General features: G+C 38.0%; 21 protein-coding genes. 14 read left to right on the forward strand and 7 right to left on the reverse strand.

What is annotated here, in order from left to right; translation table 11 throughout:
• Nucleotides 1-28 precede the first annotated feature (28 nt).
• The gene (locus tag ACK4HO_RS02690; RefSeq protein ID WP_409662211.1) at nucleotides 29-2,008 is read left to right on the forward strand and encodes an O-antigen ligase family protein; all 1,980 of its coding nucleotides are present in this window, start codon (nucleotides 29-31) and stop codon (nucleotides 2,006-2,008) included.
• Nucleotides 2,009-2,071: 63 nt separating this feature from the next.
• On the opposite strand, the gene pckA is transcribed toward ACK4HO_RS02690, so the two are convergent.
• Both pckA and ACK4HO_RS02700 read right to left on the reverse strand, forming a co-directional pair.
• Nucleotides 2,072-3,697, reverse strand: a complete 1,626-nt coding sequence (pckA, locus tag ACK4HO_RS02695) for a phosphoenolpyruvate carboxykinase (ATP) (protein ID WP_409662214.1) — start codon at nucleotides 3,695-3,697, stop codon at nucleotides 2,072-2,074.
• Nucleotides 3,698-3,778: 81 nt separating this feature from the next.
• Nucleotides 3,779-4,165 carry a DUF423 domain-containing protein gene (locus ACK4HO_RS02700; protein ID WP_409662217.1) on the reverse strand — a complete coding sequence of 129 codons (387 nt, stop codon included), beginning with the start codon at nucleotides 4,163-4,165 and terminating at the stop codon, nucleotides 3,779-3,781.
• 124 nt (nucleotides 4,166-4,289) lie between these two features.
• On the opposite strand from ACK4HO_RS02700, the gene ACK4HO_RS02705 reads away from it, so the two are divergent.
• The 5 genes from ACK4HO_RS02705 to ACK4HO_RS02725 all read left to right on the forward strand — a co-directional run bounded on the left by ACK4HO_RS02705 (nucleotide 4,290) and on the right by ACK4HO_RS02725 (nucleotide 7,872).
• Nucleotides 4,290-5,051: a DUF3108 domain-containing protein gene (locus tag ACK4HO_RS02705; protein WP_409662220.1), complete on the forward strand. Its 762-nt coding sequence runs from the start codon at nucleotides 4,290-4,292 to the stop codon at nucleotides 5,049-5,051.
• Nucleotides 5,052-5,063: 12 nt separating this feature from the next.
• The gene (locus tag ACK4HO_RS02710; protein WP_409662223.1) at nucleotides 5,064-5,387 is read left to right on the forward strand and encodes a hypothetical protein; all 324 of its coding nucleotides are present in this window, start codon (nucleotides 5,064-5,066) and stop codon (nucleotides 5,385-5,387) included.
• A 71-nt stretch (nucleotides 5,388-5,458) separates the two neighbouring features.
• Nucleotides 5,459-6,832, forward strand: a complete 1,374-nt coding sequence (locus ACK4HO_RS02715) for a saccharopine dehydrogenase family protein (protein ID WP_409662226.1) — start codon at nucleotides 5,459-5,461, stop codon at nucleotides 6,830-6,832.
• A gap of 255 nt (nucleotides 6,833-7,087) precedes the next feature.
• Entirely contained in the window at nucleotides 7,088-7,558 is a 471-nt protein-coding gene (locus ACK4HO_RS02720) for an Lrp/AsnC family transcriptional regulator (RefSeq protein WP_409662229.1), read from the forward strand.
• Between the two features lie 50 nt (nucleotides 7,559-7,608).
• Nucleotides 7,609-7,872, forward strand: coding sequence for a hypothetical protein (locus tag ACK4HO_RS02725; protein WP_409662231.1), 264 nt, complete (start codon nucleotides 7,609-7,611; stop codon nucleotides 7,870-7,872).
• A gap of 157 nt (nucleotides 7,873-8,029) precedes the next feature.
• Here ACK4HO_RS02725 and ACK4HO_RS02730 read toward each other — a convergent pair whose 3' ends face one another.
• The 3 genes from ACK4HO_RS02730 to ACK4HO_RS02740 form a co-directional block, all read right to left on the reverse strand.
• Complete coding sequence (locus ACK4HO_RS02730) at nucleotides 8,030-8,725, reverse strand: zinc metallopeptidase (protein WP_409662234.1); 696 nt, start codon at nucleotides 8,723-8,725, stop codon at nucleotides 8,030-8,032.
• A gap of 71 nt (nucleotides 8,726-8,796) precedes the next feature.
• Nucleotides 8,797-9,471, reverse strand: a complete 675-nt coding sequence (locus ACK4HO_RS02735) for a hypothetical protein (RefSeq protein WP_409662237.1) — start codon at nucleotides 9,469-9,471, stop codon at nucleotides 8,797-8,799.
• 428 nt (nucleotides 9,472-9,899) lie between these two features.
• The gene (locus ACK4HO_RS02740) at nucleotides 9,900-12,893 is read right to left on the reverse strand and encodes a leucine--tRNA ligase (RefSeq protein WP_409662239.1); all 2,994 of its coding nucleotides are present in this window, start codon (nucleotides 12,891-12,893) and stop codon (nucleotides 9,900-9,902) included.
• Between the two features lie 296 nt (nucleotides 12,894-13,189).
• Here ACK4HO_RS02740 and ACK4HO_RS02745 point away from each other — a divergent pair, with 296 nt between their 5' ends.
• The 5 genes from ACK4HO_RS02745 (at nucleotide 13,190) to ACK4HO_RS02765 (ending at nucleotide 16,483) form a co-directional block, all read left to right on the forward strand.
• Entirely contained in the window at nucleotides 13,190-14,065 is an 876-nt protein-coding gene (locus ACK4HO_RS02745) for a cell division protein FtsX (RefSeq protein WP_409662242.1), read from the forward strand.
• 34 nt (nucleotides 14,066-14,099) lie between these two features.
• Entirely contained in the window at nucleotides 14,100-14,333 is a 234-nt protein-coding gene (locus ACK4HO_RS02750) for a DUF3098 domain-containing protein (protein WP_409662245.1), read from the forward strand.
• Between the two features lie 85 nt (nucleotides 14,334-14,418).
• Nucleotides 14,419-15,228, forward strand: coding sequence for an undecaprenyl-diphosphate phosphatase (locus tag ACK4HO_RS02755; RefSeq protein ID WP_409662269.1), 810 nt, complete (start codon nucleotides 14,419-14,421; stop codon nucleotides 15,226-15,228).
• A 3-nt stretch (nucleotides 15,229-15,231) separates the two neighbouring features.
• Complete coding sequence (gene truB / locus ACK4HO_RS02760) at nucleotides 15,232-15,936, forward strand: tRNA pseudouridine(55) synthase TruB (protein ID WP_409662248.1); 705 nt, start codon at nucleotides 15,232-15,234, stop codon at nucleotides 15,934-15,936.
• Nucleotides 15,872-16,483: a hypothetical protein gene (locus ACK4HO_RS02765; protein ID WP_409662250.1), complete on the forward strand. Its 612-nt coding sequence runs from the start codon at nucleotides 15,872-15,874 to the stop codon at nucleotides 16,481-16,483. Before truB ends, ACK4HO_RS02765 begins: the two co-directional genes overlap by 65 nt.
• On the opposite strand, the gene ACK4HO_RS02770 is transcribed toward ACK4HO_RS02765, so the two are convergent.
• Entirely contained in the window at nucleotides 16,484-17,086 is a 603-nt protein-coding gene (locus tag ACK4HO_RS02770; RefSeq protein WP_409662253.1) for a thioredoxin family protein, read from the reverse strand.
• A 206-nt stretch (nucleotides 17,087-17,292) separates the two neighbouring features.
• Here ACK4HO_RS02770 and pyrH point away from each other — a divergent pair, with 206 nt between their 5' ends.
• The 3 genes from pyrH to ACK4HO_RS02785 all read left to right on the forward strand — a co-directional run bounded on the left by pyrH (nucleotide 17,293) and on the right by ACK4HO_RS02785 (nucleotide 21,208).
• Complete coding sequence (gene pyrH, locus ACK4HO_RS02775; protein WP_187659413.1) at nucleotides 17,293-18,000, forward strand: UMP kinase; 708 nt, start codon at nucleotides 17,293-17,295, stop codon at nucleotides 17,998-18,000.
• Between the two features lie 75 nt (nucleotides 18,001-18,075).
• Nucleotides 18,076-18,636, forward strand: a complete 561-nt coding sequence (gene frr, locus ACK4HO_RS02780) for a ribosome recycling factor (RefSeq protein WP_187659412.1) — start codon at nucleotides 18,076-18,078, stop codon at nucleotides 18,634-18,636.
• Nucleotides 18,637-18,721: 85 nt separating this feature from the next.
• Nucleotides 18,722-21,208 carry a DUF5686 family protein gene (locus tag ACK4HO_RS02785; RefSeq protein WP_409662257.1) on the forward strand — a complete coding sequence of 829 codons (2,487 nt, stop codon included), beginning with the start codon at nucleotides 18,722-18,724 and terminating at the stop codon, nucleotides 21,206-21,208.
• Nucleotide 21,209: 1 nt separating this feature from the next.
• On the opposite strand, the gene ACK4HO_RS02790 is transcribed toward ACK4HO_RS02785, so the two are convergent.
• Nucleotides 21,210-23,480, reverse strand: a complete 2,271-nt coding sequence (locus ACK4HO_RS02790; protein WP_409662260.1) for a cation:proton antiporter — start codon at nucleotides 23,478-23,480, stop codon at nucleotides 21,210-21,212.
• Nucleotides 23,481-23,645: the final 165 nt, after the last annotated feature.

Below are 23,645 nucleotides of genomic sequence, written 5' to 3' on the forward strand. Positions count from 1 at the left end.
TTACTTTTGAAAGACTAAAAGCAAAATTATGGGCGACAAGCTGATTGAAAAATTATATGTTGGATTTTTATCGTTATTGCCTTTAGTGTTTTCCACTAGTATTATTGACCCGGTTTTGATTCCGAGACAAATTGTACTCACAGCTTTTATTTTCCTTGTAGTTGTCGCCACCGTTTTGCTGAAGAAAGAGGTCTTTTTTAACTTCAAAACACCGATTTTCTATGCTTTTATTGGTTTTTTGTTGCTGAATTTTATTTCTCTCTTTCAATCGGATGTCATTGGTGAAAGCCATGCTGTTTTTTCTAAATTAGCAATGTTGTTTTCTCTATTTTTAGTCACTACCATTTTGCTTTACAACAACCTCATTAGAGTAAACCTATTGGTAATAGCTGTAATAATTTTTGGATTAATCACTGTATCGTTTTCTCTTTTTGATCTCTTTGAAAAAGCACAAAGAGGCCAACACTTGCTTAGACAAATAGAACTTATTAGAGGTAATTCAGCCAATAAAAACTTATTATCTTCCATATTATTCCTTTGCTTACCCTTTTATTTTATAGGATTACAACAAGGTAAAAAAAACAAACTTTTGTCTGTACTGGGAATAGCTTCGGCCTTTTTTGTATTGATTACCATAAGAACCAGAGCCGTTCTAATTGCTTGTTTTATCTTCTTTGTTTTATTAATTTGTTATAAAATCAAGCAACGATTTACCATTAAAAAAAGGTATTTTTTTGGTTTCGGATTAGTTTTAGGTGTGCTCTTGTTGTTTTCCTATTCTTTGTATTTTGATAGTAAAATTGCTCATTTGCAAACACCATCAAATGCAACAGGACAGCGTTATGTCTCTCGCCTTTTAGATTCAAAAACATTGGAAAGTCGGATCTTGTTTTGGGAAAACTCTATACAAATGGCAAAAGAAAATCCCTTATTAGGTGTTGGCTTAGGCAATTGGCAAATTCATTTTCCTAAATATGGCCTAAATCGCTTTGATGATTACGCCATCGCAAACGGGGAAAATACTTTACAAAGACCACACAATGACTTTATTTGGATACTTTGTGAAACGGGAATTTTGGGATTATTGGCTTATTTAATGATTTTTGGGCTAGTTTTTCACCAATTATATTCGCTTATCAAAAACACAACTGACACCAAAGAAAAATGGAAATTCTTCTTTATTCTCAGCGCTTTGGTTGGCTATTTAGTAATTGCTTTTTTCGATTTTCCTTACGAAAGAATCGAACACCAAGTCATAGTCATGTTGCTTTTGGCCATTGTTGTCTCGACTTATTACAAAACCGCTCCAAAGACAACTAAGAACAACAAATCATGGCTTTGGATCTTGATAATTCCAATCAGCTACTCCTTTTTAGTGTCGTTTTACCGATTTAACGGGGAACAACATGCGCTGAAAATGTACGCTGCCAAAACCAACAAAAACTGGAGCGAAACCATTTATGAAGCCAAAAAAGCAAACCATTATTTTTATCGTTTAGACAACACTTCAATTCCTTTAACTTGGTATGAAGGTATTGGTCATTTCAATGAAAATCGTTTGGAGGAAAGCCAAGCTTGCTTTGAAAAAGCTTACCAATTAACGCCATACAATATTCAAGTAATAACCAATTTAGCCAGTACTTATCAAGCGACAGGGAAAATAGACGAAGCCGTTGTTTTATACAATGACGCTTTAAAAATCTCAGTCCATTTTGACGAAGCCAAACTCAATCTTGCCGCGCTTTATTATAATAAAAAAGAATTTGAGAAAGCTTATTCCTTAATCAATGAAGTCAAAATCACTTCTAAAAATCCAAAGTATAAACTCTATTTGGTTCCTATTCTAAACCACAAAATCAATACTTATTTGAAATCGGCTACCGATAAAGTTGTAATCGATAATTTGGTCAAAAACGTAACAACCAAAGAAGTTTTACTGCAATTGTTTTTTGACGCTAAGAGGAACAAGATGTCTTTTGAAACTTATTTGGCGCAGGCCAAATTTTAAACAAAAAAAACCGTCTCATTAAAACAAGACGGAATTTTCAACTGGTTAGGTTTAGTTAGTTTGTTATACCTGCGGCCCGGCTTTTACTAAGCTTTGCCCTTGCTCATTATCGGTATATTGAGCGAAATTTTTAATAAATCTTGAGGCCAAATCGTTGGCTTTTTCGTTCCATTCTGCTTTATCTGTATAAGTATCTCTAGGATCTAAAATCGCAGGATTCACATCGTGTAATGCTGTTGGCACAGCCAAATTGAATACCGGAATCGTTTTAGTTTCCGCTTTTTCAATTGAACCATCTAAAATAGCATCAATAATCGCTCGAGTATCTTTAATTGAAATACGTTTTCCGGTTCCGTTCCAACCAGTGTTTACCATGTAAGCGGTTGCGTTGTTTTCTTCCATTTTCTTAACCAATTCTGCTCCGTATTTGGTGGGATGCAAAGTCAAAAAGGCTTTTCCGAAACACGCTGAAAAAGTTGGCTCAGGTTGGGTCACACCTCTTTCTGTTCCGGCTAACTTGGCGGTAAATCCTGAAAGGAAATAGTATTGCGTTTGTTCCGGAGTTAATTTAGAAACCGGTGGCATTACCCCGAAAGCATCTGCCGTTAAGAAGATAACTTTTGTAGCATGTCCGGCTTTGGAAACCGGTTTTACAATATTGTGAATATGATGAATCGGATAAGAAACACGAGTGTTTTGCGTCACTGAACCATCTTTGAAATCAATAATTCCATCGGCATCAACCGTTACGTTTTCCAATAGCGCATCTCTTTTGATAGCGCCGTAAATATCAGGTTCGTTTTCTTTGCTTAAGTCAATCGTTTTGGCATAACAACCGCCTTCAAAATTGAAAACACCTTCATTATCCCAACCGTGCTCATCGTCACCGATTAATTCGCGTTTAGGATCTGTAGACAAAGTTGTTTTTCCTGTTCCCGACAATCCGAAGAAAACCGCCACATCGCCGTCTTTTCCTTTATTGGCTGAACAGTGCATCGACGCAATTCCTTGTAATGGCAAATAGTAGTTCATCATGGCGAACATTCCTTTTTTCATTTCGCCACCGTACCAAGTACCTCCAATCAACTGCATTTTCTCGGTTAAATTGAAAGCTACGTACACCTCAGAATTTAATCCATGAGTCGCGTAATCTTTGAAAGAAGTTTTAGAACCATTCATAACGATGAAATCTGGCTCTCCGAAATTCGCCAATTCTTCTTCCGTCGGACGGATAAACATATTGGTTACAAAATGGGCTTGCCATGCCACTTCCATAATGAAGCGTACTTTTAATCTCGTATTTTCATTGGCACCGCAAAAAGCATCTACCACGTATAATTTTTTTCCTGAAAGTTGGTCAACTGTAGTTTCTTTTAAAGCTTCCCAAGTGTTTTGCGTAATCGGCTTGTTGTCGTTTACCGCTTTTTCTGAAGTCCACCAAATAGTATTTTCGGTGATATTGTCTTTAACTATGTATTTGTCTTTTGGTGATCTTCCGGTAAAAACGCCGGTCATAACATTTACCGCTCCTAATTCTGTTAGTTGTCCTTTTTCGTAGCCTTCTAAGTTTGGATTTAACTCGTCATTGTATAATTTTTCGAAGGAAGGATTGTGGATGATTTCGTTAACGTTTTTGATTCCGTATTGTTCTAACGAAATCGATTTCGTAATTTGAGCGTAGTTCTCCATAAAATTTAGTTTGTGTTGTATTATGAATCAGACGACAAAGGTAAAAATTAAAATTTACAAACTATTTTTTTTATTAAAATATTATCTTTTATCTTTTAAAATCTGCCACAATAAAACAGCCCAGCCCAGTATTAACAAGGTTCCACCGATAGGTGTTAAAATTCCCAAAGGCTTAAAATCAATCCCGGATATCGTTTTGGTAGCCAATAAGTAAATCGACCCCGAAAAGAAAATTATGCCAAAAATCACCAATTGAAAAATGGTTTTTTTACTTTTTTCAGTCACCAATGTTGTTAATCCCAAAAACAACAAAAACAGCGCATGATACATCTGGTATTTGACTCCGGTTTCGAATGTTACGAGTTCTTCAACCGTCAAATGTTTTTTCAAAGCATGAGCCCCAAATGCTCCTAAAATAATAGCCGTCATTCCCATTATGATCGCTGTCGCAGTTATTTTTCTTTCCATTATTATTGATTTGAATACTTATTGGCAAATTTATCCGTTATCTTGTTAGGAATAAAGAAATTTCACTTTTCTTTTGGTTAGTTACCTTTTTTAAAATTTTATATTTGCACCTTAATTTTGAATTATGAAGAGATTACTCTATATATTAAGTGCTGTTTTTGTTTTCAGTTCTTTTGCACCACAAAACAGCCAACCTATCAAATCAGGAGAAAAATTAGTTTTTGCAGGTTCGTATAACATGAGTGGTTTAATGACTCAATTGGCACAAGTTACCATGAGTACCGAAACCGTGGCTACTGCTAAAAACACTTATCTGCACTTGAGTTGCGAACTGTCAACTTACAGCAAATGGGATTCGTTTTTTAAAATCAGAGATATTTATGAGTCTTATGTCAATCCGGTGAATTTGAAACCGAGCTTGTACAAAAGAAGCATAGACGAAGGCGGTTATACCAAAAAAGAAAAATACACTTTCAAGGGCAATACAGTAAACAGCACCGTTAAGCGAAGAAAGAAACCCGAAACCCAAAAAACCTTTACCATTGGCGGTTCTACACAAGATGTGATTTCGCTTTTGTACAAAGTGAGAACTATGGATTTCAGCAAATTCAAAGTCGGACAAACGCAATCGCTAATGATTGTTTTCGACGAAAAACAAATCCCTGTTACCTTAAAATACATGGGGAAAGAAACTATAAACTGTGGTAATTTAGGCAAAAAAGAATGTTACAAACTCTCCATTGGTGCCAAAACCGACGCTTTACGTGGTAAAGACAAAAACTTAATTTGGCTAACCTCCGATGCGAAAAAAGTACCTGCTTTACTAAAATTCAGTATTCCTGTCGGCACCGGACAATTGGCTTTAACCTCAGCAACGGGAATTTAATTAGACAAAATCATGAGAAAACTGTTTTTAATTTTAGCCTGCATTTTCGGAGCGCTCGGAATTGCATTCACCATTTTACCCATGGACACGCTCGCTTTTCTGCCTATAGGTTTAGCTTTGATTTTTGGGTTACTGACTTTAAAAAAGTCGGAAGAAAGCCAAAAGAAATTTCCAAAAATAGTACTGATAATCGGGGCATTATGTTCCGTTGTGGTTTTAGGTAAAACTTTACTCATCGAAGACGAAATAGCCACTGACACCCAATTCGAACAACAAAAAATAGAAACCAAACAAGAAGCCCAAAAAGAACTCGAAGAACTTGAAGGTTTAGAATAAATCAAAAGCTCATCCGAAACGATGGGCTTTTTTGTTTCAAATTCATACCTTTGTAGGTAACAAACAAACGAATGAGAAATATACTAATCATAGGCGCAGGTCGCTCTGCTTCCTCACTTATAAAATACCTTTTAAGAAAATCTCCGCAAGAAAACTTAAATGTAACGCTTGCTGATTTGTCTATAGAATTGGCCAGAAGAAAAACATACAATCACCCCAATGCAACGCCAATTGCTTTAGACATCAACAATGTAGCACAACGCCAAGCGGAAATCCAAAAAGCAGATATCGTAATCTCGATGTTGCCGGCAAATATGCATATTGAAGTGGCAAAAGACTGTGTAACCTTTCAAAAAAATATGGTGACAGCTTCCTATATTTCAGAAGAGATGCAGAGTTTGGATGAAGCCGTAAAAGCCAATAACTTGATTTTTATGAACGAAGTGGGACTCGATCCCGGAATCGACCACATGAGCGCCATGAAAGTGATTGACGAAATTCAAGAAAAAGGTGGCAAAATGATTTTATTCGAATCGTTCTGCGGTGGTTTAATTGCACCTGAATCCGATGATAATCTTTGGAATTACAAATTCACGTGGGCACCGAGAAATGTTGTTTTAGCCGGTCAAGGCGGCGCAGCCAAGTTCATCCAAGAAGGTAAATACAAATACATTCCATACCACAAATTGTTCCGCAGAACCGAATTCTTTCACGTAGAAGGTTATGGAAAATTCGAAGGCTATGCCAATCGCGATTCCTTAAAATACCGAAGCATTTATGGCCTTGATGACATCTTAACTTTATACCGAGGCACGATTCGCCGAGTTGGTTTTTCCAAAGCTTGGAACATGTTCGTGCAACTGGGCATGACCGATGATGCTTATGTCATGGAAAACTCGGAAACGATGAGTTACCGCGATTTTATCAATTCGTTTTTGCCTTTTCACGCTTCAGATTCGGTGGAATTAAAAACCAGAATGGCGCTTGGAATTGAACAAGATGACATTATGTGGGACAAATTAATGGAACTCGATATCTTTAATGCAAAGAAGATTGTCGGACTCAAAAATGCCACTCCGGCCCAAATCTTAGAACGCATCCTAAACGACAAATGGACATTACAACCCGAAGACAAAGACATGATTGTGATGTACCACAAATTTGGTTACGAACTCAACGGCGAAAGAAAGCAAATCGACTCCAAAATGGTTTGCATCGGCGATGACCAAATTTATACCGCCATGGCCAAAACCGTAGGTTTACCGGTCGCAATGGCTACCATCCAAATCCTAAACGGCAACATCAAAACGCCCGGCGTACAATTGCCCATCAAAAAAGAAGTTTACGAACCTATTTTGAAAGAACTAGCGCTTCACGGCATCGTTTTCCACGAAACCGAAATGCCTTATGTGGGTTACAATCCGGATAAGTTGGTGGGGAATTAGCTCTCTGAGTTTCTGAGAAACTGAGCGCCTGAGTTATTTGGGAGCGAATGGTTCGGGCATTTTTGGAATCCATATTCCCGCTTTACGGGTTACATGCCTGCCTGTCGGCAGACAGGGTAACCTCTTCAATCGGGGCTAAATAGGTTTCCACTTTCTTTTCAGCAAACAATAGTATAAAACCAAAATCTAATCGATTTTGGTTTTTTTGTTTAAAGTGTAAAGTAAATCGCTATTTTTACTTTAAATATATTAACCATGAAGATCAATCAACTACAAATAGAAATTGACGGCATCGACAAAGAAATCCTTCGCGACTTGATGGAAGATGCCCGAAAACCCATTTTACAAATCGCCAACAAGATTGGTATTTCCGGTGCGGCTATTCACCAACGGTTGCGCAAACTCGAAGATGCCGGCGTGATTTCGGGGTCGAAGTTTATTATTGACAACAAGGTTTTGGGGTATAAAACGATGGCGTTTATTGGGATTTACTTGGACAAAGCATCGAGTAATTCGGATGCGGTTAGAGAACTCAAAAAAATTCCTGAGGTGTTAGAATGTCATTACACCACCGGAAACTGGTCGATTTTGATTAAAATGATTTGCCGCGATAACGAACATTTAATGCAATTGCTCAACAAAAAAGTTCAGCCGATTGATGGCGTTTCGAGAACGGAGACTTTTATTTCTTTGGAACAGCAGATTGAGAGACAGATACAACTTTAGTGTTCGGTTGGCAGTTGGCAGTGTTCAGTTGGGAGTTTAAAAAAGAAAATATGCGGAAAGAAATTAAATGGGTTTTGTTTTATGTAGTTTATGTAATTACAATGATAATAGGTGAAAAAATGGCTCCCAGTGGTGTATGTACGCCAGGATTGGGTTTCTTGCTGTTACTATTGTTGATTCCTATCAGCGTAATTTTATTGCTCAAAGATTTGTATAAATATTATCGCGAACCTGAGAAATCAAGGTTGTATAGTATTCTTATTCACCCTATCGTTTGGTTACTGTTTTTTGTCTTTTTATGGTTAAACGATTAACTTTTTAGCCCCGATTGCAGTGGAAATCAACTTTGTCAAAGTTTTAAACTTTGACAAAGTTATTGGAACGGAAAGCGGGAACTACCATTCCTGAAACTGCCCGAACCATTCGCTTCTAATAAAAAAATCCGCTACTCTCGTAACGGATTTTATTTTTTTAGTCTCTTGAACCGAACACTTGCAATGCCCAATATAGCAGCGAGGCTAAAGCGCCAATCGCGGCGACTACATAAGTTCGTGCGGCCCATTTTAAGGCGTCTTCGGCACCGGAATATTCTTGTTGGCTCAACATGTTTTTATTTTTCAGCCAAGCCAAAGCTCGGTTACTGGCGTCGTATTCTACCGGTAGTGTAATGAAAGCAAAGGATGTGGCAATCGCCATTAGCACCAAACCGATAACGGCGATGTAAAACCCGAAGCCTAATCCGGCAGCGGCGCCAAGGATTAAACCTCCAAAAATTAAATATTGTGACAAGGTTGACGAAACGTTTACAATGGGCACCAACTGCGAACGCAATTGCAACATATTATAAGCCGTGGCGTGTTGGACAGCGTGACCACATTCGTGTGCTGCAACTGCGGCTGCAGCTGCGTTTCTTTGGTTGTAAACACCCTCGCTCAAGTTGACGGTTTTGTCCGCCGGATTGTAATGGTCGGTTAATTGACCGGGAGTTGAAATGACTTTTACATCATAGATTCCGTGGTCTTGTAGCATTTGAGAAGCGATTTCGGCACCGCTCATGCCATTGCGCAAATGGATTTTGGAGTACTCTGCAAATTTGCTCTTTAGTTTAGAGCTTACGGCAAAACTGACTAAGGCAATCAAACCGATTAAAATATAATATCCTATCATGATTTCTAAATTTTAGTTTCTAGAAGAGCATCAAATTGTACGCCAAAGGATTAGGAATGACAGCTTGTCACTTACAACAACGTAATCCCAAACACAAAGCGATTGTTCCCCGATTCGTTTACGTTGTTTAAAATACTTCCGAATTCAGATTGGTATCTTCCTCGGGTTAGGCCCAATTCATACCCGGCATTGAGTTTGACTTGGAAGCTCGATTTTTTAAACAAATACATCGAAACTGATGGTCCGAAATACAACATTTGGTTGGTAAAACTTACATGACCACTGTTGTTGTTGGGTTCTAAATCGTTTAAATCGATAGTGTTGTTTTTAGAGTAAATGTCGTATTGACTGCCTAAATAAGCTAAAGAAAGTCCTGTTGTAAGGGCGAAATTTTCTTTGTTCACCACATTATAATGCACTCGGATTCTGGTATTAAATCCTTGGTATTTCATTTCGTTATTTCCTTCTTCGGGTTTGGCAAATAAAATTCCGAACTCGATATCACCGGAGTATTTTTGGCCAAAATAATTCAAGCCAAAAGTCAATTCGGGTACAAAGCTGTCTAATTCCGGAAGGTTGGCATTGTTGAGTTTTTTGTTCAGATTGGTGTTATCATTGATGTTGCCGTTGATTCCGAAATAACCGTCGATTTTGAATTTTTTGGTTGCCGTTGAATCGGTTGTTTTTTCTTGGCTGTAGCCGATAAAAGCCGTGAGCAATAATAAATAAAGGATTTTGTTTTTCATGATGATTGATTTAATGTTTGAACCAAAAATAAACAGAGAAAATGGCTATAAAGAATGGTTTAACTTTTTATTTGCAAATGGTGAAGGGAAAAGTAAAACAAGGTTACAGGATTGAAAAAGTTTTAATGACTTTTGAAGGTAATGTAGTTAGGTTAGACCTGAATTATATACGACGTATATATGACGTATATATGACTTTAATACGCTATATACACGCTATATATACGCTATATATACGCTGTAAACATAAGTTTAAGTGCACTTTAAGATGGGTAAAAGAAATCCCAAACCCGAATTGGGTTTGGGATTTTATTATTTTACTCTTCCTATTAAGAGTTTAGATACAATCGGAATGCATAGAAATATGTTTAAGCCGAGGTTCTCGATACATCCCGATTTTCAATCGGGACACTCGAACTGACGTTTTGTTATCCTACCAAGTTAATTACTTTACCCGGAACGATAATCACTTTATTAGGCGTTCTTCCTTCTAGTTGTTTGATGGTTCTTTCATCCGCCATAACGATTTCTTGTATTTGGGGTACGGTTAAATCTAATGGCAATTTGATGGTAAAACGCATTTTTCCGTTAAAGGAAACCGGGTATTCTTTTTCGGATTCGACTAAGTATTTTTCGTTAACCAATGGGAAATCCGCGGTTGAGATTGAACCTTCGTGTCCTAATTGACTCCATAATTCCTCAGCAATATGTGGCGCATATGGCGAAATTACTACGGCTAATGGTTCTAAAATGGCCCTGTGGTTGCATTTCATTTGTGCTAATTCATTCACACAAATCATAAACTGCGACACCGAAGTATTGAACGAGAAGTTCTCGATATCTTCAGTCACTTTTTTGATGGTTTTGTGGAGTGATTTGTACATTTCAGCCGTTGGTTCCTCGTTGGTCACAATCAAACCATTATCGTCAAAATACAAGCGCCATAGTTTTTTTAAGAAGCCTGAAACACCTGTGATTCCGGCGGTATTCCATGGTTTGGATTGCTCTAATGGACCGAGGAACATCTCGTAAAGACGTAACGTATCGGCACCAAAATCGTTGCAAATGTCATCCGGGTTTACAACGTTATATTTGGATTTGGACATTTTTTCAACTTCGCGACGTACTTTATAAACATCGTTAGTTCCAATTATAACTTCTCCTTTTTCGCCAATAAAAATTGCATCTGTAAACTCTTTGCCAAATTCACTGTCTGATTTCAGCTTCTCTATTTCTAATTCATCTGCTAGATTTACAAAATCAACTTTTACATGAAGTTCATTAAAAATAATTCCTGCAGTTTTATTCAATTCATCTTCATCAACTTTTCCTTTAAGTTCTTCTTTAGCTAGTTCAATTAGAGAGTTATTATCCCAATTTTGTTCGTGCACCATTCTATCTCGGATAGATTTTGAAACAAAAATATTAGTGGTTTTTAAAAAATCATTGTTTTTAATTGAAACTAGAACGACTCTATATACAAACGCACTCATCCCCAAAATCATTCCCTGATTAATCAACTTCTTAAACGGTTCTTCTGTTGGTGCGTAACCTTTGTCTTTTAAGAATTTGTTCCAAAAACGAGAGTACAACAAATGGCCGGTGGCGTGTTCGCTTCCACCTATGTATAAATCCACGCTGTCCCAATATTTTATGGCATCGGCTGAGGCGAATTCTGCATCGTTGTGCGCATCCATATAACGCATCCAATACCACGAACTGCCTGCCCAACCCGGCATGGTGTTTAATTCTAAAGGAAATATCGTCTCGTTATCAATCAACTGAACACTAACCACTGAACACTGAACACTATCCCACGCCCAATCCGTAGCATTTCCTAAAGGCGGTTGGCCGTCTTCGGTTGGTAAATATTTTTCTACTTCCGGCAAAACTATTGGCAAATATTTCGCATCAATCATTTGCGGTAAGCCGTTTACGTAATAGACCGGAAACGGTTCGCCCCAATATCTTTGGCGAGAAAAAACTGCATCGCGCAAACGGTAATTGGTTTTGCCTTTTCCTTGTTTGATTTTCTCGAGTTCTTCGATTACTTTTTTAGTTCCGTTTTTGTAACCCAATCCGTTTAGGAAATCGGAGTTTACTAATTCGAAACCCTCTTTAGAACCAAAGGCTTCTTCTGAAATATCCTGGTTGAAAATGTTTTTGATTTCGGGCATGCCTTGTTGACCTTTGAAGAAATTGGCAAACGCATAATCTCTTTCGTCGCCACAAGGAACAGCCATTACTGCGCCGGTTCCGTAGCCTGCTAATACGTAATCGCCTATCCAAACCGGAATTGGTTCTTTGGTGAATGGATGTTCAGCAAAAGCTCCGGTGAATACACCTGAGATGGTTTTTACATCGGCCATTCTTTCACGCTCTGAACGTTTGGCAGTAGCTTCCACATAAGCTTCGACAGCTGCTTTTTGTTCAGGTGTTGTGATTTGGGGAACCAATTCGTGTTCCGGTGCTAAGGTCATAAACGTCACTCCGAAGATTGTATCAGGTCTTGTTGTAAAGACAGAAATTACGAACTGCGAATTAGGAATTACGAAGTCAACGCTTGCTCCGACAGATTTACCTATCCAGTTGCGTTGTGATTCTTTAATCGATTCGCTCCAGTCAATCGTGTCTAAGCCTTGTAATAATCTCTCGGCGTAGGCTGAGATTCTCATCGACCATTGCGTCATTTTTTTTCGGATGACCGGATGACCACCGCGCTCGGAAACACCGTTTACGATTTCGTCATTGGCTAATACGGTTCCTAGTGCCGGACACCAGTTGACTTCGGTTTCGGCTAAATAGGTTAATCGGTATTGTAGTAATATTTTTTGTTGTTGTTCTTCTGAAAAACTATTCCATTCGGCTGCTGTGAAGAGTTCTACCCCATCATCGCAAACCATATCCACATTGGTATTTCCTTCAGTTCTGAAAATCTCTACCAACTCAGAAATATCAAATGCTCTATTGGCTGATTTGCAATACCAGGAATTGTATAATTGGATAAAAATCCATTGGGTCCATTTGTAATAATCGGCGTTGGAAGTGCGCACTTCTCTACTCCAATCGAAAGAAAAACCGATTTTGTCTAATTGCTCACGGTAACGAGCGATGTTTTCACGAGTCGTTTTTTCCGGATGTTGACCGGTTTGGATGGCGTATTGTTCTGCCGGCAATCCGAAAGAATCATAGCCTTGCGGATGCAACACATTGAAACCTTTATGGCGTTTGAAACGCGCCACGATATCGGAAGCGATGTAACCAAGAGGATGCCCAACATGTAAACCTGCTCCGGATGGATAAGGAAACATGTCGAGTACGTAATACTTTGGTTTCTCAGAGTTATTGGTGGCGGCAAAAGTTTGGTTTTGTGCCCAATATTTTTGCCATTTGGCTTCGATTTTTTCGTGGAAGTACTTCATCTTTTGAGTTGCTGAGTCGCTGAGTGACTGAGTTGCTGAGTTTTTTGATTCGTTTACTTTTTAGCCCTGATTGTAGCAAGTATCCTTTTTTAAATAAGGCGTCTCGACTGTGCTCGACGTGACAAAAAAGATACTGCGAAAAGCAGGAATACGGATGGCTGAAACTGCCCGAACCATTCGCTCCTAAAAAATTTTAAGCTGCAAATTTACATTTAATATAATAAAGTTAAAAGTTTGTACGTTATAAAGGGGAAAAACAATTTTCTTTATTATTTTTACGGCTTAAATCACTGTTTATGTCAGACTCATTTGAAAAGTTTCAAAAGCGCAGGGTAATTACCTCCTATTTTTCGGTAGTGTTGAGCATCTTTTTGGTGTTGTTTTTACTGGGAACTTTGGGGCTTTTTGTCATCAATTCTAAGCGTTTATCAGACAATTTCAAGGAAGAAATTGCGATGACGGTTTTCTTTAAAAATGAAGCCAACGACTCGGTGATGAAAGCGTTTACCGAAGAAATGAAGATCGCAAAATTTGCCAAAACTTTTGAATATGTTTCCAAAGAACAAGCGGCCATGCAACACAAAGAAGTGATTGGCGAAGATTTTATGCAGTTTTTGGGTGTGAATCCGTTGCAGAATTCGTTTGACATTCACTTGAAAGCCGATTTTGTAACCAATCCTGAAATTGCCAAAATTGAAAACCGTTTGCGAAAAAACCCAATGGTGGCGGATATTGTTTATGACAAGCAATTGGTGACTTTGGTGAACGATAATGTGAAAAACATCAGTATGTGGATTTTGATTGTTACCGGTGTATTTGCGTTTGTTTCGGTGTTGTTGATTAATAGTTCGCTACGACTATCCATTTACGCCAACCGATTTATCATTAAAACGATGCAAATGGTGGGTGCCACCAAATCATTTATTAGAAAACCATTCATCAAAACCAGTGTAATTCTTGGCTTTATTGGGGCTGTTTTGGCTATTTTGGCTTTGATTGGTTTGCTGGTTTACATACAGTTCAACTTCCCGAATTTAGGCATTATGGAAGACCAATTGTCGATTGCTATAGTGTTGTTGGGTGTTTTGGTTATGGGTATTGTGATTACTTGGATCAGTACTTATTTTGCGACGCAGCGATTTTTGAATTTGAGAACGGACGATTTGTATTAGAGAATAGAGAATAGACTAAGAGATAATAGACCCTATGAAAAATAACGAGCAAAAACCTGATTTTCTTTTTGATAAGGTTAATTATAAAATATTATTAATTGGTATCGCCGTAATTGCTGTTGGATTTATTCTGATGAGTGGTGGTGGAAGCGATGACCCGAAAGTGTGGAACGATGAAGTGTTCAATTTCCAAAGAATTCGTTTGGCACCGACTGTTGTTTTAATTGGTTTCGGGATTACCATCTACTCTATTTTTAAAAAAAAGTGATTAGTAATTAGTGATTAGTAATTAGCCCAAAAAATTACTAGTCATGCTAATTACCAATTACTATTCACTAATTACTCTCTACCCAATGGATTACATTCAAGCCATTCTAATTGCCATCGTGGAAGGTTTAACCGAATACTTACCGGTTTCTTCAACGGCTCACATGATTTTTACCAGTTCGTTTTTTGGGATTCAGGAAGATGATTTTGTGAAATTATTTCAGGTTTCAATTCAGTTTGGGGCGATTTTGGCCGTAGTGGTTTTGTATTGGAAGAAGTTTTTTGATTTCCGAAAGCTTAACTTTTATGTCAAATTGGCTTGTGCTGTGATTCCGGCTTTGGTTTTAGGGAAAATATTTGACGATAAGATTGATGCCGTGCTAGGAAACCCTATTCCTATAGCGATTGTATTGATTGTTGGCGGTATCGTTTTACTGTTTATTGACGGTCGTTTCAATCATCCTACCATTGCTCACGAAGAAGATATTACCATTAAAAAAGCGGTTACGATAGGTTTTTGGCAATGTTTGGCGATGATGCCCGGCACAAGTCGTTCTGCGGCTTCGATTATTGGTGGGATGCAACAAGGTTTGACCCGAGAAACGGCTGCGGAGTTCTCCTTCTTTTTAGCAGTTCCGACGATGTTGGCGGTTACTACTTATTCGTTGTTTTTGAAGACTTATGAAGTGTCTCAACTTAAAGGATACGAACTGTTGACGCAGTCTTCTGATAACTTGAAAATGTTTTTAGTGGGTAATATTGTGGCTTTTATAGTCGCTGTTATTGCTATCAAGTTTTTTATCGGAATCATCAAAAAATACGGTTTCAAACCTTGGGGTTATTACCGAATTGTAGCCGGCCTGATTTTGCTGGTTTATTTCTCTTTAAACAAATAGATTTTGAAAACGGCTGAAGATTTTTTAGAAGGTCAAGTACTTTTAATTGACAAACCTTTGACTTGGTCTTCGTTTCAAGCGGTGAACAAGTTGAAGTACATACTGAAACGACAATACAATCTTCCGAAGAAATTTAAAATTGGTCACGCCGGAACTTTAGACCCATTAGCTACCGGTTTACTGATTGTTTGCACCGGGAAGTTCACCAAAAAGATTACTGAGATTCAAGGTCAAGCCAAAGAATATACCGGAACGATTACGGTTGGTGCCACAACGCCATCTTATGATATGGAAACCGAAGTGAATGCTACTTTTCCAACGGAACATATAACGGCTGAATTAATTCAGCAAACCATTCCACAATTTCTTGGCGAAATAGACCAAAAGCCACCGGTTTTTTCGGCCATCAAAAAAGATGGTATTCGTTTGTATGAACATGCGCGTGCCGGAGAAGAAGTTGAAATTCAAGCGCGAAAAACAACCATACATGAATTTGAAATCACTAAATTTGTGTTACCTGAAATCGAATTTCGTGTGGTTTGCAGCAAAGGTACTTACATTCGTTCCTTAGCTTATGATTTTGGGAAAGCTCTTAATTCAGGCGCTTATTTATCCGTTTTACGTCGAACTAAAATTGGTGATTATGATGTTGTTAACGCAATTACCCCGCAAACTTTCGAACAAAGTCTTCACCAAACCGAAAGCTAAACTCTTACTAATCCTACTGCTTATCAGCTCAATCGGTTTTTCTCAAGAAAATCGCGACACGCTTACTGTTGCCAAAAAGAAACGATACACTTATACCAAATTTGAGTTTGCTGTTCCCATCAGAGTCAATCAATATGCCGGAGAAATTGACGAATACGGCGAAGATGAACCTTGGTTTTTACCTGATGGCGTAATCGGAAGGTTTGGAATGGGCATTAAGATAAATCAATTCCTTTGGGTTGGCGGCAATATCGGAATAGACTGGAAAGCCAATGAGTGTTTGGTTGTTGCGCCATTATTCGGCACTATTAAGATAAACTCCAAAGTAAGTAAAGATTTCAGAATGTATGTCGAACCCGGTTTGGGACGAGCCATGGCCATTGGTCGCAATGATTTGTCCGGCTACTTCAAAAAAATAAGCCTTGGATTTGAAGATGCCAATGGCGGATTAGGTTTGTATTTAGAGCTTTGCCAATATGGTTTTAGTAAAAACTCGGAGAAAAGAATTGGTAGTTTTTGCATCGGCTTGGCCTACACTATGAATTGATTACTCCAACGCAGCCATAATTTCCATAATTTCTTGTTGCGTTGACAAACCTTTATCGTGTAAATACCACAGTTGTAAGTTGGTCTTAGCCGTTTCATCAACCACGCCATGTTCGGCTTTATAATCTAAAATTAATTGTTTCGCGCCTTGTGGTCTTGGTCCGAAATCGCCTAAAACTTCCAAAGTATTTTTGTCTAAAATAATCAGCTTAGGAATGCTTCTCGCGCCATTGGTTAGAAACAAATTCATCAAATCGTCATTTTCGTCGCGAAAGGCAATTTTTAAGTCTATTTTCGGAGAAAGCTCCGCCATTTTGTGGAAGACCGGAAGTAACTGAGCCGCATCGCCACACCAACCTTCGGAAATCACCAACCAAATATATTCCCGTTTTAATTGCTTTAATAGTTCGGTAAACTCGTCAGTTATCTTGATGGTTTTCTCCAAACGATTCATCCGCGTTTCATTCAGTTCAGAATAATGCGTCAAGGCTTCTGATTGTTCGTTTCCTGTTGACTTTCCTTCTTTTAAAAGAGCCGAAACTATAGTTCTGTATGTTGTATATGTATGACTTTGGACTAAACTTTTCTGTATAATGGCTTTCATAAAATTTGTATTTGATGCCGCAAAGCTACAAAACCACTAAGGATAAAAAAGTGATAAATGTTACTTAACATTATTTTTAACGAATACGATACAAAAAGAGATTATGTTTATATTTGCAACACATTTGAGATTAAGAGGAGAATGTCTGGTGGATATTCGATTTTTATAATCGAAGCGTCATTTTTTAAAAAACATTACAACACAAGATGAAATACAAAAGAATTCTTCTAAAACTAAGTGGTGAAGCACTGATGGGCGAAAGACAATATGGAATTGACCCTAAAATACTAGGTGAATATGCCGATCAAATCAAAGAGATTCACGACAAAGGAGTTGAAATCGCCATAGTCATTGGTGGTGGAAACATTTTTAGAGGAGTTGCCGGTGCCAGTAATGGAATGGACAGAGTACAAGGCGATTACATGGGAATGTTGGCAACAGTAATTAACGGAATGGCTTTACAAGGCGCTTTGGAAGACAAAGGCATGCTAACCCGTTTACAAACTGCTTTAAAAATTGAAGCGATTGCCGAACCTTACATCAAAAGAAGAGCCGTTCGTCACTTGGAGAAAGGCAGAATTGTAATCTTCGGAGCCGGAACCGGAAATCCATATTTCACCACTGATACAGCAGCTGTTTTACGTGGCGTTGAAGTACATGCCGATGTGATTCTAAAAGGCACACGTGTTGACGGAATTTATGATTCTGATCCGGAGAAAAATGCGAATGCCGTAAAATTTGACAGCATCACATTTGAAGACGTAATCAAAAAAGGATTGAATGTAATGGACTCCACGGCTTTCACTTTAAGCCAGGAAAATGCGTTGCCAATTGTGGTATTCGACATGAATCAAAAAGGAAACTTATTAAAAATTTGCGAAGGCGAAAATATAGGAACTGTAGTTAAAATATAGTTGTAAGTTCTAAGTTGTAGGTTCTATGTTCAAACTTACAACTCACAACCTACAACCTAAAACTTTTTTAAAAAAATGGAAGAAATTGAATTTATTTTAGACAGCACAAAAGAATCAATGAATGGTTCAATTGCGCATTTAGAAAAAGAATTTTTAAACATCCGTGCCGGAAAAGCTACGCCTCAAATGTTGGGCGGTGTTTTTGTAGATTATTATGGCTCACAAACGCCTTTATCGCAAGTAGCTAACATCAATGTGCCCGATGCGAGAACAATTACTGTTACGCCTTGGGAAAAAAACATGTTGCATCCTATAGAAAAAGCGATTATGATTGCTAATCTTGGGTTTAACCCAATGAATAATGGTGATAACATCATCATCAGTGTGCCGGCTTTGACCGAAGAAAGACGCCGCGACTTGGTAAAACAAGCCAAAGCAGAAGCGGAAGATGCCAAAATCGGAATCAGAAATGCGCGTAAAGATGCCAACACTGAGATTAAAAAATTAGAAAAAGACGGAACGTCAGAAGACATCTGCAAAACGGCCGAAGATGATGTTCAAAAACTAACCGATGCTTTCATTAGAAAGATTGAGGAACATTTGGCTGTCAAAGAAGCCGAAATCATGAAAGTGTAACTTTTGTTAATTCGATATTAAAATCCGTCTCGTACGGATTTTTTTATTCCTATTTTTGTACACAATTTGTGCCAATCCCTTTCTAATGAAGCAACTGATAGTTCTATTTTTTTTCTTTACCCTGTCGCTTCAGGCTCAATTTCAAGTCAATGGTGTTGTGAAAGATGCCGAAACCAAAAAAGGCTTACCATTTGCCACGATTACTACCGAAAACGGCACTGCCACAATATCAGATGTTGATGGAAAATTCAACTTTCTTTTACCTTTACAACCCGAAGCTTTAACGATTTCATACGTAGGTTATACTTCCAAAACGATTTCCCTTTTTGAGCAAAAAAACTTTTTCAATATCTGGCTTTCGCCAAAAACAGACCAACTGAAAGAAGTAGTAATTTCCAATGAAAATCCGGCCAATGCAATGATAGCTAAAGTCATTCAAAGCAAGAACGCCAACAATCCGCAGAAAAAACTCAAAACCTTTCAATACAAAACCTACAATAAACTATTGGTAAGTGCCAATCCTGATTCGATTTCGGGCAAAATTGACACCGTTTTTGTGGATGCTGTATCCAAAGACAAGATTGCCAAAATAGATTCTTCCGATTACAAATTCAAAAAAATAATTGCCAAGCAACACCTGTTTTTAACCGAAAAAGTTTCTCAGTTTCAATTTGAAAAACCCATTCTCAAAGAAACTATTCTCGGTACCAAAATGGCCGGTTTTAAAGAACCAATCTATGAACTTTTAGGATTCGGATTGCAATCGGCTTCAGTGTATGATGACAAATACGAACTGTTTGAAACCAAATACAAAAGCCCGATTGCTGACAATGCCCTAAAAGAATACCGTTATAAAATTTTGGACAGCACTTCTATCAACAATCGTGAAGTTGTTGTCATTTATTTCAAAAATAAAATCAGCCGCAAAGGCTTAGAAGGCTTGCTTTATGTAGATAAAGAAAACTTTGCCATCGCCAAAGCCATAATGCGTATTCGCGGCGTTCTCAATATCACAGGCATTCATGAATTCAATTATTTAGCCGAAGAACAACTTTGGTTTCCCAATAAGAAAAACTTCAAAATCATCAAAGGAAAAAGCAAAGAACCAACTGCTGTTTTGGGTGGCCGAATAGAATTTGCTGCAGAAAATGATGAAAGCACTGCTAAGAAAGATGCTTCTGACTTTACCTATCTTTCTTCGGAAATGGAAATCTATGATTTGAAAGTCAACTCCGATTTAAAAATCAAAAAATCTGCCATCGCTATTGATGTCAAGCCTAATGCTAATAACAAAGACGAGACTTTTTGGAATGAAAACAGAAAAGACAGTTTGGACCTTCGCAGCGAAAGAACTTATGTGGTTTTAGACAGTGTAGTGACCAAAGAAAACATCGAAAAGAAAATCAAGTTTGGCCGAAAAATCATCAATGGCTATTTGCCTTTTGGTCCGTTTGACTTTGACTTGCGCTATTTGCTGAGCTACAATAATTACGAAGGTTTCCGTTTCGGAATCGGTGGAGTAACCAATGAGCAATTTTCCAAAAGATTTCGCTTAGAAGGTTACGGCGCTTATGGATTAAAAGATGATGACAGTAAATACCATTTGGGCGGAGCGGTTAGACTCGGAAACTTCTCCAACTCATGGATTGGCGGTTCGTTTACCGATGATGTTCGGGAGATTGCGAGTACCAATTTTGCCATTGACAAAAGGGTTTTCAAGCTTTATGATCCGCGACCGATTAACATTAGTACGTTTTACAACCACCAAACTTGGCGCGCTTTTATAGAAACCAAAATCATCCCGAAAACCGAAAGTATTTGGCAGATTACCCACAGCGATATTACGCCTTTGTTTGATTACACCTTTGTTTACGAAGACAAATTATACCGCAAATTTGCGATGACTTCCGCCATGGTTTCGATTCAGTGGAATCCGTTTAGTGATTATATGCAAACGCCGAATGGCAAAATCGAATTTGAAAAACGTTATCCGAAATTTACTTTTCAGTTCACCAAATCATTGTCTAATTTCTTTAACAATGACTTCGAATTCGGCAAAATTGACGCCCGAATCGACTATGAAAAGAAATACTTAAACGGACAAAAATCGGCGGTTTTACTCCAAGTCGGTTATGTTTTTGGCGATTTGCCTTTGACCCATTTGTACAATACTTCGCCGAATAATTTGACCAAAGACAACTTGCTGCAAAGAATCACCATTGCGGGTAAAAACAGTTTTGAGACCATGTATTTCAATGAATTTTTCTCGAGTGAATTTGTGATGCTGCAATTCAAACACGGTTTCAAACGCGTGGAATTGTTTAAAAAAGTAAAGCCATCTTTGGTGTTGGTTACCCGAATGGCTTGGGGCGATTTAAAAAATCCCGAGAACCACATTGGCATTGAATACAAAACTTTAAACGAAGGTTTCTTTGAATCGGGTATCGAGTTGAACCAAATTTACAAAGGTTTCGGCTTGACCGGATTTTACCGTTATGGTCCAAACCAATTGCCGCGATTGGAAGACAATATCGCGATTAAGTTGAGTTTTGTGTTGGATTTAGGGTTTTAATCTAAGGCTTCACAATCAACACCGAAGGAACATCTTGCAACCAAGAAACCTCATCATCGACTAATTTTTTCCAAGTTTCCAAACTAAATATCACCAAATCCTGTTCGGCTAAAAATGGCTTGTTAATTTGTTTTGGTTGGAATACGTCAAACTTATCACCGTGTTTTTGTTCCAAAGCTTCTAAAGAATTCTGGATTAAGAAATTGTTTTTGGTATGGTCGTTATTGTCTAGAATCGTGACTTGCGCGTTGTTATTTTGCATTAGCTTTTGGGCATAATCTATTAGGAAAACATCGCCAACACTGTAAATCCCAACAAAAACTTTGCTGACTTTTTGCAAATCTTTATCGATTAAAATACCAAGTGGAGTTTTGGTTTTAGAGATAATCAAACGCGTTCTTTCGTCAAAAGGCGAGTTTTCAAACAAACCTTCTTTTCCTTTGAATTTGTCCAACAATCGGTCCGGATTGATGATTCGAGAAGTGAAACCAAGTACTTTCCCTAAAATCGTTCCTTCAAAAATTGATTTTCCTAAACCTACCAAAACCAAATCGTATTTTCCTTCCAAAGCCACATCGGCAATATCGGTTTCGATATCTCCGGTTGCTTTGAAAATCGTGGTGATTTCTTGGTTGAGTTTTTTAGATTCTTTTACTATCGGTTCGAAGGTTTCTTTTTCGTATTCTTCAATGTTGTAAGCGTGCATATCGTCGCTCATCGTCAAATGCATTGCGGTAATATTAGACGCTTCGGGTTGGCCTTTAACCAAACTATTGGCGAGGCGTAAAAGTGATTTTCCTTTTTCATTGTTACCAAAAGAAATCAGGATTTTAAATCTCGAATTCTTCTTGACTTCCGACGGAATAATAACGCTTTTGGTTTTAAAAATATAGTTGATTATATCCAATGCCGGTCCGGTCATAAACGTCGTCACCAAAGCCATAATCACCATCATGGTAAAAACTTGCGGCGAAAGTACTCCCAATTCGTAACCAATATTCAACACCACCAATTCCATCAAACCTCGGGTATTCATTAATGCTCCAATAGTCAAACTATCGCGCCAACTTTGACCCACAAATTTAGCCGCCAAAGCACTTCCGAAGAACTTCCCAACTACCGCTACTGCGATAATACAACCGGTTACTTTCCACAAATAGGGTTCATTGATTAAGCCAATTTCGGTGCGTAAACCAGTGAATACAAAGAACAACGGCAATAATAAAATCACGGAAACATCTTCTACTTTTTCGATAAAAACATTTCGGAACTTACTGATATCAGGCATAATCGCTCCCATCATGAATGCACCGAATAACGCGTGAATTCCAATGATTTCGGTTACATAAGCCGAAACAATTAAGGTCAAAAGAAAAATAGCAACTACCGATTTTTTGATATTGTCTTTCTTGCCATACAAATCACCGATTCGTTTAAGGAATGGTTTTACGACAAAAAGCATGGCCAAAACATACAAAATTGCTAATCCGATAATGTACAACGAACTGACAAAACTTCCTGCTTTTACAATGGCAATAACCGCTGCCAAAATACACCAAGCGGTAATATCATCGGCTGCCGCACAAGTAATAACTATGGTTCCCAATCGGGTTTTATGAATGCCGCGTTCCTGAACAATGCGCGCTAAAACCGGAAATGCCGTGATACTCATTGCGATTCCCATAAACAGTCCAAAAGACAAAAACTCGACGCCGGCCGGAGCAAATTGGTGGTAAATAAAATAAGACAACCCCATACCCAAAGCAAATGGGATGACTATACTGGCGTGACTAATCACAACCGCATCATTGGCTTTGTTTTTAAGGACTTTTAAGTCCAATTCCATCCCAATAACAAACATGAAGAGAATTAAACCGACTTGGCTCAACATCTGTAAATTCCCAAGTGAAGCTGCCGGAAACAAAGCTTCTTTCATATCGGGAAAATAGAGTCCGAATAAGGAAGGTCCGAGGACAATTCCGGCAATGATTTCGCCAATAACGGAAGGTTGTCCAATCTTTCTGAAAATCCAACCAAAAATTCTGGCGACTAAAACAATCGTTATGATTTGGAAAAGCAATAAAGCTAACGGATGCTGCAAATTGTGAAACAACGAACTCAAGAACTGAATCCACTGACTGTCGGCAGAGGTTGGCGAAACAATTTTTCGGCCTACTTCCAACAATTTTCCTTGTCCGATTATCCAGTACATCAAGTAGCCGAAACCACCTGTGATGACCAAATAAAATAAAGTATTCTTTAAATTCCTCATTCAAAAAACGTTGTGCTTATGCTTACAAAGATGCTAAAAAGTCACCTATTTTTTTTGATTTTTTTCAGCTAATAACAATTATTTAAATTTCATTCGCAAATCACTGTTAAATTAAAGAAAACTTTGCCCAAATCAACCTGAAAATTTTAAGGTTTTGATTACCTT

Source organism: Flavobacterium sp. (assembly GCF_046296355.1).
Lineage (GTDB): Bacteria > Bacteroidota > Bacteroidia > Flavobacteriales > Flavobacteriaceae > Flavobacterium.